8 protein-coding genes are annotated in these 11578 nt (G+C 73.0%); 5 read left to right on the top strand and 3 right to left on the bottom strand.

The features are described 5' to 3' along the window. Nucleotides 1–51: 51 nt before the first annotated feature. Both argH and M1O15_RS28610 read right to left on the bottom strand, forming a co-directional pair. Complete coding sequence (gene argH / locus M1O15_RS28615; protein WP_248637111.1) at nucleotides 52–1488, bottom strand: argininosuccinate lyase; 1437 nt, start codon at nucleotides 1486–1488, stop codon at nucleotides 52–54. A gap of 130 nt (nucleotides 1489–1618) precedes the next feature. After that, nucleotides 1619–2812, bottom strand: a complete 1194-nt coding sequence (locus M1O15_RS28610) for an argininosuccinate synthase (RefSeq protein ID WP_248637110.1) — start codon at nucleotides 2810–2812, stop codon at nucleotides 1619–1621. Between the two features lie 168 nt (nucleotides 2813–2980). Here M1O15_RS28610 and M1O15_RS28605 point away from each other — a divergent pair, with 168 nt between their 5' ends. Genes M1O15_RS28605 through M1O15_RS28585 form a run of 5 tightly spaced genes read left to right on the top strand, consistent with a single transcriptional unit; the run spans nucleotide 2981 to nucleotide 10986 of the window. Further along, nucleotides 2981–4288: a hypothetical protein gene (locus M1O15_RS28605; protein WP_248637109.1), complete on the top strand. Its 1308-nt coding sequence runs from the start codon at nucleotides 2981–2983 to the stop codon at nucleotides 4286–4288. A gap of 55 nt (nucleotides 4289–4343) precedes the next feature. Further along, the gene (locus M1O15_RS28600) at nucleotides 4344–4946 is read left to right on the top strand and encodes a pyridoxamine 5'-phosphate oxidase family protein (RefSeq protein WP_248637108.1); all 603 of its coding nucleotides are present in this window, start codon (nucleotides 4344–4346) and stop codon (nucleotides 4944–4946) included. A gap of 51 nt (nucleotides 4947–4997) precedes the next feature. Beyond that, on the top strand, nucleotides 4998–10019 hold the full coding sequence (locus M1O15_RS28595) for an HD domain-containing protein (RefSeq protein WP_248637107.1): 5022 nt from the start codon (nucleotides 4998–5000) through the stop codon (nucleotides 10017–10019). Continuing rightward, nucleotides 10016–10387 (top strand): hypothetical protein, encoded by a 372-nt coding sequence (locus tag M1O15_RS28590; RefSeq protein WP_248637106.1) that lies wholly within the window; start codon nucleotides 10016–10018, stop codon nucleotides 10385–10387. Before M1O15_RS28595 ends, M1O15_RS28590 begins: the two co-directional genes overlap by 4 nt. Next, complete coding sequence (locus M1O15_RS28585) at nucleotides 10384–10986, top strand: hypothetical protein (RefSeq protein ID WP_248637105.1); 603 nt, start codon at nucleotides 10384–10386, stop codon at nucleotides 10984–10986. The genes M1O15_RS28590 and M1O15_RS28585 overlap by 4 nt, the downstream gene beginning before the upstream one ends. Before the next feature lie 37 nt (nucleotides 10987–11023). On the opposite strand, the gene M1O15_RS28580 is transcribed toward M1O15_RS28585, so the two are convergent. After that, complete coding sequence (locus M1O15_RS28580) at nucleotides 11024–11578, bottom strand: arginine repressor (RefSeq protein ID WP_248637104.1); 555 nt, start codon at nucleotides 11576–11578, stop codon at nucleotides 11024–11026.

The raw sequence follows: 11578 nt of genomic DNA, 5'->3' as shown, positions 1-11578 counted from the left end.
CCTTCGGCGCGGCTTCGGGTGGGGCCTTCGGTGGGGGTGGGGGCCCGGGGCTCAGCCGACGGGCTTCCTGGCGTCCGCCCAGGCGTGCTGGATGACCAGGTCGGCCTTGACCTCGGCGAGCTGGGCGGCCACCGCGGAGGGGGCGGTGCCGCCGCGGCCGTCCCGGGAGGCGAGGGCGCCGGGGACGTCCAGGACGGTGCGGACCTCCGGGGTGAGGTGCTCGGAGATCTTGGCGAACTGCTCGTCGGTCAGCTCGTCCAGCTCGATCCCCGCGGCCTCGCACTCCTTGACGCACTCGCCGGCCACCTCGTGGGCGACCCGGAACGGCACGCCCTGCTTCACCAGCCACTCGGCGATGTCGGTGGCGAGCGAGAAGCCGGCCGGGGCCAGCTCCTCCATCCGCTCCCGGTGGACGGTGAGGGTGGCCATCATGCCGGTGAGGGCCGGCAGCAGGACCTCCAGCTGGTCGCAGGAGTCGAAGACCGGCTCCTTGTCCTCCTGGAGGTCGCGGTTGTAGGCGAGCGGCAGCGCCTTGAGGGTGGCGAGCAGCCCGGTGAGGTTGCCGATGAGGCGGCCGGACTTGCCCCGGGCCAGCTCGGCGATGTCCGGGTTCTTCTTCTGCGGCATGATCGAGGAGCCGGTGGAGAAGGCGTCGTGCAGAGTGACGAAGGAGAACTCCTTCGTGTTCCAGATGATGACCTCCTCCGCGATCCGGGAGAGGTTGACGCCGATCATGGCGGTGATGAAGGCGAACTCGGCGGCGAAGTCGCGCGAGGCGGTGCCGTCGATGGAGTTGGCCGCGCTGCCGTTCTCGAAGCCCAGGTCGCGGGCGACGGCGCCCGGGTCGAGCCCGAGCGAGGACCCGGCCAGGGCGCCGGAGCCGTACGGGGAGACGGCAGTCCGCTTGTCCCACTGGCGCAGCCGCTCGGCGTCCCGGGAGAGCGCCTGGACATGGGCGAGCACATGGTGGGCGAAGAGCACCGGCTGGGCGTGCTGGAGGTGGGTGCGGCCGGGCATCGCGGTGTCCGGGTGCGCCTCGGCCAGACCCACCAGGGCGTCCTGGAGGTCGGCGATCAGCCCGCCGATGATCCGGGCGTGGTCGCGCAGGTACATCCGGAAGAGGGTGGCGACCTGGTCGTTGCGCGAGCGGCCGGCCCGCAGCTTGCCGCCGAGGTCGGGGCCGAGCCGCTCCAGCAGCCCGCGCTCCAGGGCGGTGTGGACGTCCTCGTCGGCGATGGTGCCGGTGAAGGAGCCGTCGGCCACGTCCGCCTCCAGCCGGTCCAGCCCGTCGATCATGCGGGTCAGCTCGTCGGCGGTGAGCAGCCCGGCCCCGTGCAGCACCCGGGCGTGGGCGCGGGAGCCGGCGATGTCGTACGGCGCCAGGCGCCAGTCGAAGTGCACGGACGCCGACAGCTTGGCCAGGGCCTCGGCGGGACCGTCGGCGAAACGGCCGCCCCAGAGCCGGACGTCACCGGTGTTGCTGCTCACTGCTGTTGCTCCTCATCGGTGGTACGCGTGGTGCGGCGGTGGTCGTGGTGGTGATGGCGGTTGTCGAACGAGCGGGGCGGGGGCCGGGTCACGCCCGTGCCCGGCCCGGCCAGGACGGCCGGGACGGCCGTCAGGCCAGGTCGCGCTTGGCGGCGATCTTCGAGGAGAGGGCGAAGATGTCGATGAAGCCCTGTGCCTTGGACTGGTCGAAGGTGTCGCCGGAGTCGTAGGTGGCGAGGTTGAAGTCGTACAGCGACTCCTCGGACCGGCGGCCGGTGACCACCGCGCGGCCGCCGTGCAGGGTCATCCGGATGTCGCCGGAGACGTGCTGGCTGGCTTCGTTGACGAAGCCGTCCAGGGCGCGCTTCAGCGGGGAGAACCAGAGGCCGTCGTAGACCAGCTCGCCCCAGCGCTGCTCGACCTGCCGCTTGTAGCGGGCCAGCTCGCGCTCGACGGTGACGTTCTCCAGCTCCTGGTGGGCGGTGATCAGCGCGAGGGCGCCGGGCGCCTCGTACACCTCCCGGGACTTGATGCCGACGAGCCGGTCCTCGACCATGTCGATCCGCCCGACGCCCTGGGCTCCCGCGCGCTCGTTGAGCTGCTGGATGGCCTGGAGGACGGTGACGGGCGTGCCGTCGATCGCCACCGGGACGCCCGCCCGGAAGGTGATCACGACCTCGTCGGGCTCGCGCGGGGTGGCCGGGTTGGCGGTGTACTCGTAGACGTCCTCGATCGGCGCGTTCCAGATGTCCTCCAGGAAGCCGGTCTCGACGGCCCGGCCGAAGACGTTCTGGTCGATGGAGTACGGGGACTTCTTGCTGGTGGCGATGGGCAGTCCGGCCTTCTCGGCGAAGGCGATGGCCTTGTCCCGGGTCATCGCGTAGTCCCGGACCGGCGCGATGCACCGCAGGTCGGGGCCGAGGGCCTGGATGCCGGCCTCGAACCGCACCTGGTCGTTGCCCTTGCCGGTGCAGCCGTGGGCGACGGTGGTGGCGCCGTGCTTGTGCGCGGCGGCGACCAGGTGCTTGACGATGGCGGGCCGGGAGAGCGCCGAGACCAGCGGATAGCGGTCCATGTAGAGCGCGTTGGCCTTGATCGCCGGGAGGCAGTACTCCTCGGCGAACTCGTCCCGGGCGTCCGCGACCTCGGCCTCCACCGCACCGCAGGCGAGCGCGCGCTTGCGGATGACGTCCAGGTCCTCGCCACCCTGGCCGACGTCCACGGCGACGGCGACGACCTCGGCGCCCGTCTCCTCGGCGATCCAGCCGATGGCGACGGAGGTGTCCAGTCCGCCCGAGTAGGCGAGTACGACGCGCTCGGTCACGGCTTGCTCCTTACGAATTGCATGCGCTGTTGGGTATAACTATGCAGACCTCCGTATGGTTTGTCAAAGGGGATGGGGAGGGGTGTGGATCGGTTGAGCACCGAACAGGCTGGTCAGGGCCGGGAAACCGGGGCGCGGTCGGCGACGCCGCACGGCTGGCCTTCCTGCATGACCGGCCGATTTCTCACCGTGCCTCCTGCCGAACCGCTCATCGACGGCCGTCTGCCGGACGTCGGAGACGCGGAGGGCTGGATCGCGCTCAATGCCGAGGTGCGCTGGCGGCGATGGGAGGAGCCGCCGGCGGACCGGGGCCGGCTCTGGTGGCGCCGGGGCCGGGCCGAGCCCACCACCCCCGCCACCCCGCCCGAGCACCCCGCGCTGTTGCTCTGCCACCACGATGGTCGGGTCCGCGAGGCCGCGCTGCCGCACGCCGTGCGGGACCGCCGGCTGCTGCCGCTACTGGTGATCCGGTGCGCCGACTGGGCACCGCCGGTGCGGGCACGAGCCCGGGAGCTGTTCGCGGGGCTGTTGGAGAACGGATTGGCAGCGGAGGCGGTATCCGCGCTCGGGCCGCTGGCGCTGCGGATGGCGCGGGGCCAGCGGGGGGTGTACGTCCGGGACGCGGTGGTGGAACGGCTGCGCTCCGCCCCCTACGAGGAGCTGGCGCCGCTGCTGGTGAGCGAGGACCGGGTGGTGCGGCGGTTCGGCTGGCGGCTGGTCGCCGAGCGCCGGCTGCTCGGCCCGGCGGAGTTCGCCCGTACCGCCGCCGAGCACCCGGACCAGGTCGTACGGACCCTGTGCGCGGACGCGGCACTGGCGGTGATGGACGAGGGGGCCCCCGGGGAGGTGCTGAGGCCGCTGCTCGCCTGCCGGGTGCCCATGGTGCGGTCGGCCGGGGTGACCGCGCTGTGCCGGGCGGGCCGGGCGGCGGAGGCGGAGCCGTATCTGCCGGACCGCTCCGGGTTGGTGCGCGCCTGCGCACGGTATGTGCTGCGCTCCGGGGGCGCGGAGCCCGTCCTCCGCTACCGGGAGTGGTGCGCCGCCGGAGTCGGGGTACGGCCGATGGCGCCGCTCGGGCTGGCGGAGTGCGGGGAGCGGCGGGACGCGGAGCTGCTGCGGTCGCTGCTCGGCCATCCGCTGGCGGGGGTACGGGCCCGGGCGGTCGCCGGGCTGCGGCTGCTGGACGCGACGGGCGGCGAGGTCGAGCGGCTGCGGGCACCGCTGGACGACCCGGCGGCCGGGGTCGTCCGGGAGGCGGCGCGGGCGCTGCTCCCGTACGCCTCCCGGCTGGACCCGGACTGGCTGCTGGGCCGGGTCGACCCCGCGCTCCCCCGCCAGGTGCGGCAGTCCGCCTTCCGGTTGCTGCTGGCGCAGGGCCGGCCCGACGCCTGCCGGGCCGCCGCCCTGCGGCTGGCGGACGACCCGCTGCCTCGGCTGCGGGAGCGGGCGGCGCGGGTGCTCCGCGAGCACGGGTAGCTGTCGGGTGCGCCGGGCTGGATGGCGGCTGGGCGGAGGGGAGAAAATTGGGCACATGGGAAAGACATATGAACGTATCGACGGCTGGCTGCGGGAGTTCATCGAGGCCCAGCCGGTGTTCTTCACCGCGACCGCGCCGCTCGCCGGCGACGGCACGGTGAACCTCTCCCCCAAGGGCGTCACCGGCTCGTTCGCCGTGCTGGACGAACTGACCGTCGCTTACCTGGACTTCGCCGGCTCCCACTCCGAGACGGTGGCCCATCTGCGGGAGAACGGCCGGATCACCCTGATGTGGTGCGCCTTCCAGGGACCGCCCAACATCGTGCGGGTGCACGGCCGGGGCGAGCCGGTCTTCCGCGACGACCCCCGCTTCCCGGAGTTGCTGGCCCGGTTCGACGGGGTGGATCCCGAGCAGCACGGACTGCGGGCGATCATCGTGGTAACGGCCGAACTGGTGCGGGACAGCTGCGGGTACGCGGTGCCGTTCATGGCGTACGAGCAGGACCGGGACCTGCACGCCAGGCGGTTCGCCCGGGAGGACGACGACTCGCTGAGCCGGTACTTCGAGAAGAAGGAGCACATCGCCAGCAGCATCGACGGGCTGCCGGGGCTGCCGCTGCCCTTGCCGCCTACCCCGGCTGCTCCGCACATTGTCTGATCTTCGCCCTCCGGGATCGCTTTCGGTGGCAGCATGGCCGCGGGAGGCGGTATGGCGGGGGATGTGCGCAGGGCGCTGCTGATCGGGGTGGGCCACGCGCCCGCGGCGGACGGCGTGCTGGAGCCGCTGGACGAGCCGGTGACGGCCGATCTGCACAGCTTCGGAGCCTCGCTGCGGAGTTCGGGGTATGAGGTGGAGATCCTCCGCGACCCCGCGCGTAATGAGATCACCCAGCGGCTGTACGAACTGTCGGAGGCGATGCCGCCCGACGGCACCCTGCTGCTGCACTTCACCGGCCATGGGGTGCGCATCGGTACGGCGGACTATCTGCTGCCCGCCGACGCCCGTGCCCCGCAGGGCGAGGGCGGCGACTGGGGCCTGCCGTACATCAGGGACTCGCTGCTCCCCGCCGACATCAGCCCGTATCTGGCGGCCTGCCAGGCGCGGACGGTGATCTGGCTGATCGACGCCTGTCTTGACGGGGTAGGGGTCGGACCGGGGGCCGACCCGGAGCACGGTTTCGGCAGCCGGGTGGACCACGGCCGGTCGAGCGGCCAGTACGCGGTACTGACCGGCTGCGGCCCGGGTGAGCGTAGCGGTTACGGCCCGGCCGGCAGCCACTTCACCTCGGCGCTCGCGTATGCCTTCGGTGATATGACGCCCGCGCGGACGCTGGACGAGGTGTACGAGGCGGTCCGGGTCCGCACCGGTGCCCTCGCGCGCAGGGCGGGCAACCGCCAGACCCCGGCGGCCCGCTACGGCCGCGACCTGGAGCCGGAGACCCGGGCCACCGTGGTCTGCGAGGGGCGGCGGTTGCTGGAATCATGGCAGGAGGCGGTGGCGGCCAGTCCGGTGTGGGACCGGGTGCGCCCGGAACACGCGGACGCGGCCGACCGGTTGCGGGAGCGGATCGGGCCGGTGGTGGAGGCGGCGGCGCGGACGGTCCACCTGGCCCAGCAGCGGATGCCGGACCCCTGGGCGGATGATGACTTCCCGGTGCGGCTGCTGCGCGACCGGCTGCCGCTGCTGCTGCCGAAGGAGGCACTGCTGACGGCGGTGGAGGCCGCGGCGCTGGTCGTCAGCCCCTTCCTGCACGAGGCGGCGTGGGCGCGGCGGCTGAGCGAGGCGGTGGACATCGATCCGGACGAGACCGGCCCGCTCGGTGGCGACGAGTGGCGCAGGCTCTATGAGCAGGTGCTCCAGCACCACCGCGAGGTCGCGGAGCGGATGTCCGAGCGGCACGGGCGGACCGTGGAGGAGCGGGACGGGGTGCGGCTGTGGCTGGTGCACCGCTGGATCGCCGAGCGGTTCGAGATCGACGACGTGCCCGTCACCCCGTCGGAGGCGGTCGGCCCGGCGACGGCGCTGCTGGGCGGTGCGACCGGCACGTCCGGGCGGGCGGCAGAGCTGGCCGGGGACCTGGCGGCACTCGCCGCGGCCCTCACCCTGGGCGCGCCGCCCGCCGGTGATCAGGAGCCCGAGACACCGGTCCGCTACCCGCTGGACGGCTGCGGCCACCAGGTGCTGCGGCTGCGTCCACTGGCCGAGTTGCTGCGACTGGCCGCTGTACTCGCCCTGGACGTACGGACCCTGCCGGAGGTGGTCGCGGAGCATCTGGCCGTGACCGACCGCGTTCTGCCGCAGGACGTCATCAACCTGGTGCGGGAGGCGGCCTGGGACATCGAGGACGGCGCGCTGCACCTGGACGCGGTCTGCCCGCATATGGCGCTGCACGCCGCGCTGCTGACCGTCGCGGAGGAGGCGGACGAGCGGGCCGCCCGGCTGGGCGCCTACGCGGTGGGGCTGCCGGCCGCTGAGGCGGGGCTGCTGGCCGGGGTGCCCGCCCGGGTCACCGCCCGCCGGCTGCGCCCGGCCGGGTCGGGTGAGGGGAAGGCGTACCAGCTTCCGCTGCTGCGATTCCAGCTGGCCCAGACGGAGGTGCGGCGGCTGCTGATGGGCGAGCAGTTGTACGGCGGGCGGCCTGAGCTAGCGCTGCGGGAGCTGTACCAGAACGCCCTGGACGCCTGCCGCTACCGGGGGATGCGCTGGCGCTATCTGCGTGGATGCGGCGGGCACCCCAGCGAGTGGACGGGGGCCATCGCCTTCACCCAGGGGGAGGACGAGCGCGGGCGGTATGTGGAGTGCGTGGACAACGGCGTCGGCATGGACGTGGAGCTGCTGAAGAGCACCTTCACCCGGGCGGGCCGCCGCTTCGAGGACTCCCGCTCCTTCCGGCACGAGCAGGCGGCCTGGCTGCGCCATGACCGCGAGCTGCGGCTGTACCCGAACAGCCGGTTCGGCATCGGGGTGTTCAGCTACTTCATGCTGGCGGACGAGATGACCGTGGTGACGCGGCCGGTGGCGCCGGACGGCTCGGTGGCCCGGCAGGCCCTGCGGGTGGACATCGCAAGCAGCGGCAGCCTGTTCCGGATCAGGGAGGTCCGGGGAGTGGATGTGGGCCTGCCGGAGGGCGGGACGCGGGTGCGGCTGTATCTGCGGGAGGAGGTGACGGTGTCGTGTGTGGCGGTGCTGAGGGAGCATGTGCTGGTCAGTGAGTACGCGCTGACGGCGCGGGACGGGGTGGGCGGTACGCACGAGTGGGTCGCGGCCGGGTTGCAGGCGCCGGAGGGGGTGGATGCGGATGCCGACTGGTCGGTGGAGGCGGTGCCCGGGGTGCTGTGGTGGGTGGACGGCGAGGGCGCCATCCTGTGCGACGGCATCCGGACGGACCGGAAACCCTTCGGGTACGTGCTCAATCTGACGGGTGCGTACGCGGGGCGGCTGACCGTGGACCGGCAGACGTTGCAGTCGTATGACGAGGGGTGGGTCGAGGAGCGGTGGCAGGAGGGTGCATCGGCTCTGGAGGCGTGGCCGGGGCTGCGGCTGGACTGGTTGTGGGAGCTGGAGGAGAAGGAGCTCGCTGCGGCCGTGCGGATTTGGCCGGAGTTGTATGGCAAGGGGTTGCGGGTCGGGTGGCGGGGGGAACACGTCGTACCGAACTGGCCTGCCGAGCCGGCCGAGGAGCAGTGGGAGCTTGACGTCGTCGGCTGCTTCTGGCTGGACGGGAGGCTTGAGGAGCGGCGCCAGAGCCTCCCGACCACCGAGGACCGTCTGCGCTGGATACGTCCCTGGCGACGGGCGGCGCTGGGGCGGCCGCGCTCCAGGCGCACACCGGGCGGGTCGAGCCAGACCTCGCTGGCCGGCTATCCCGTGCCCACGCCGGCATGGTCGAGCACTCTGCTGGAGACCACGGATGATTGGCGCTCGGTGGTGCAGGCCGCTTTCCACCAGGACCGCACCGTCGGTGCGACGCTGCGGACGGCTCGGGCCCTACGCGTGCAGCATCCGCGACTGGCCCCGCCCGGGCTGCGGGCGGGCGGCGACCTGGAGTGGCGCCCCGACGCGCGGGACGCGGAGATCATGGCGATTCTGTCGGGCCGTCGGTTCGGGTCCCGGCAGTTGCACGGCCGCCGGTACTCCCCCGATGACCTTCGAGGCATCGCCTTTGTGTCACACAGTACGGGCATGCCCCTGGGGCCGTTGCTGGACACGGCGACCCGCTACCAGCCGTTCCTCTCCGCACCTGTGCCCGTACCGCCCGCGCACCATCGGGATCATGTGTGCGACGCGGACGAGGTGGACGCGCTCTTCGCGTTCCGGAACGGGCCGCCGGTGGAACAGTTGTGGGACCTCCTGCGGACCGCCCAGCGGCTGGATACCGAGCCGGAGATCCTCCGGCGGCGGCTCGCCGCCTTCGACTGGCTCGGCTGGACCGCCCCGAGCGCCACCTCGGTTGAGCGGTGGGCACAGCTGCCGGACGACCTCCTGTCCGTGCTGGCGCCGTCGTCCGTATGGTGCAGTGGCGGAAGACCGTCGGGCCTTCGTTGGCGGGTGACGGTCGATCTCGCCCTGCTGCGAGGTATGGACCCGTGCTCCACCGAGGAGGAGGTCATGCACTGGGCGGAGTTACTCAATCTGGAGTACACCAGGGTGTTTGAGGTCGAGGCCGGTCGGCGCATCGGGAACGACCGGCAAGTCCTGATGGTGCTGAGCGGCCTGGCGAAGCAGCAACAACGGCTCGATCGGCACATCGGGCTGCCCGCGCTGGTGGCCACGCAACAGTCGAGCCAAATGGACTGGATCCAGTTGGCGGATGCCGTCGAGCTGCTGCGTTCGGCCGGATTCGACCTGCCGGCCACGGCGGCTCCCTTGCTGCGCGGCTACTCCTCCATGTCGATGGCGGCGAACCGCATTTTCTCGGATGGACCGCCCAACGGCTCCCTTGAGCCGGTGCCCGGGCTTCCCACGACGGCCAGGTTGTTCGGGGCCGCCATTTCGCTGCGTCTGCCGCTGGACGAGGTCTGGGCCACGGCCCTCGCCACAGCGGAGGCCCTCGGCGTCGATGTGCCGTCACTCCCACCGCTCCTCGCCGATCTGCGTCCGGAGGACGCCCAGGGGTCGGCGCTCCTCGCCCAGTGGATGCAGCCTGTTTGGCGGCAGAAGGCGGTCTGGGCCCCCCTCACCGCCGCTCGTCTGACCCGCTACGCGCGATCCCAGAACGTCACCCCGCGCCATGCCCTCGACCGCCTCACCCCCCTCCGCGAACTAGGTGCCCTCGTCCCCGATCTGACCGAAGTGCAACTGGCGGCTCTGCCAGCCACGGAGCCCGACGAACGGGACGAGACCGCCGTCAGCCCGGAGTACCGCGTCTCCGACCCCGGCTCCCCCCTCGTCCCCCTCGACCTGGTCAGCGTCGCCGCCCGACTCGGGGAGCCTGTCTCCACCACCTGGCGGCGCATCGAGCCGTACCTCCCGTTCGAGGCCGCGCCGCCCGCTCTCCCCGCCCCCGAGGCCCCAGCCGCCACCGACGTCCTCCCGCTCTGGCAGGACCTCATCGTGCTGTCCCGGCACGCGGACGGGATGCTGCCCGCGTTGGAAGGGAAGGTGACCGACGCCGAGCTGGCGTTCGCGGCGGTGGCCGTCGGGGAGGGCGAGGCGTGGGTGCGGGGGCGGTTGGAGCTGTACGCGGCCCTGTTCGGGCTGCGGCTGCCGGAGGAGGGGACGGGGACATGAGCCAGGTGCCGCAGCACGCCACCACGTTGGAATACGCGGAGGTGGATGTCGGGGTGGTGGACCGCGCCGGGTTCGTCCAGCAGTCGGCGGCCGGGGGCGGGGTCGTCGTCGCCGGGGTGTGCCCGCGCTGCTTCGGGACCACGGCGACCGAGTACGGCTTCGGGCTGCCGGGGACCGGCACCAAGGGCGGGCTGTTCTCCTGGCGGCGGCAGTCCGCGCCGACCCCGGCGCCGGACGTCATCGGCCGGGAGGTGCACTTCTGCGAGTGCCGCCATCCGCACCCGGGGCTTCCGGCGGACGCGCCGTTCGTCGGGTGCGGGGCGAGCTGGCGGGCCGGTGTGGTGCCGGTCGCGGGCGGTACGCCGTGAGTACGGCGCAGTCGGACCGGCGGTGGGCCGCGTTGGCCCGGGAGCTGGAATTCAGCCAGCTGCCCGAGCTGCGCCGGCAGGCGGAGGGGTGGCGGACCGGGCTCACCGGGCTGAGCACGCTGCTGGCGGTGCTGACCGTGGTGAAGGGGCAGGAGCAGCTGGTCGGGCTGCCGGAGGGGGCGGGGCGCTGGGCGATGGGGCTGGCGGGCGGGGCCTTTGTCGTCCTGGTGGCGGGTGCGCTGCTGGCGGTGCGGGCGGCGCACGGGCGGCCCGGTCAGGACATCCTGCTGGGCGGGCAGGCGCTGAAGGAGTGGACCGGGGAGGAGATCAAGCGGGTGCGGCGGGCGCTGCGGTGGGCGGCGGGGTGCTGTCTGCTGGGGCTGGTGCTGGCGGTGTCGGCTACGGGGGTGGTGTGGACGGCCGTCGAACCGGCCCGCCATCTGGTGCGGGTGTCCACGCCGTCCGCCGAGGTGTGCGGGGAACTGGTGAAGGCGGACGGGAAGGGGGTGGTGGTACGGGCTGGGGAGGGCGCCGAAAGAAGGCTGCGGACGGTGCCGCAGGGGCAGCTGGTGTCGCTGGCCCCGGTGACTGCCTGCTGAACGCCTCCCGGGCCGTAGCCCCGCCCCCGTACCCTCCCTACCGCGCCCCCTGGGCCAGCCGCAGCAGGTGGTCGGCGAGGGCCTGGCCGCCGGTGGGGTCGCGGGAGATGAGGAGCAGGGTGTCGTCGCCGGCGATGGTGCCGAGGATGGCGTTCAGCTCGGCCTGGTCGATGGCGGAGGCGAGGAACTGGGCGGCGCCGGGCGGGGTGCGCAGGACGACGAGGTTGGCGGAGGCCTCGGCGGAGATGAGGAGTTCGCCGGAGAGGCGGCGCATCCGCTCCTCCTTGGCGGACTCGCCGAGGGGGGCCTGCGGGGTGCGGAAGCCGCCCTCGCTGGGCACGGCGTAGATCAGCTCGCCGCCGGTGTTGCGGAGCTTGACCGCGCCCAGCTCGTCGAGGTCCCGGGAGAGCGTCGCCTGGGTGACGCTCAGCCCGTCGTCCATGAGCAGCTTGGCGAGCTGGCTCTGGGAGCGCACCGGCAGCCGGTTGAGGATGTCCACGATCCGGCGGTGGCGGGCGGTGCGGGTCTGCGGGACGGACGGGCCGCCGTGCTCGGTGTCCTGGGTGTCCTGTGTGTCCTGAGCCTGGGTCAT

The organism is Streptomyces lichenis (genome assembly GCF_023218175.1).
GTDB classification, from domain to species: domain Bacteria; phylum Actinomycetota; class Actinomycetes; order Streptomycetales; family Streptomycetaceae; genus Streptomyces; species Streptomyces lichenis.
Note: the sequence above shows the minus strand (reverse complement) of the source record. Positions and strands in the feature narration are given on the sequence as shown.

Coding starts and splice junctions, on each gene's coding strand:
- M1O15_RS28605 (WP_248637109.1), top strand. CDS start 2,981: ATGACCGGCCGATTTCTCACCGTGCCTCCTGCCGAACCGCTCATCGAC.
- M1O15_RS28600 (WP_248637108.1), top strand. CDS start 4,344: ATGGGAAAGACATATGAACGTATCGACGGCTGGCTGCGGGAGTTCATC.
- M1O15_RS28590 (WP_248637106.1), top strand. CDS start 10,016: ATGAGCCAGGTGCCGCAGCACGCCACCACGTTGGAATACGCGGAGGTG.
- M1O15_RS28580 (WP_248637104.1), bottom strand. CDS start 11,578: ATGACCCAGGCTCAGGACACACAGGACACCCAGGACACCGAGCACGGC.
- M1O15_RS28595 (WP_248637107.1), top strand. CDS start 4,998: ATGGCGGGGGATGTGCGCAGGGCGCTGCTGATCGGGGTGGGCCACGCG.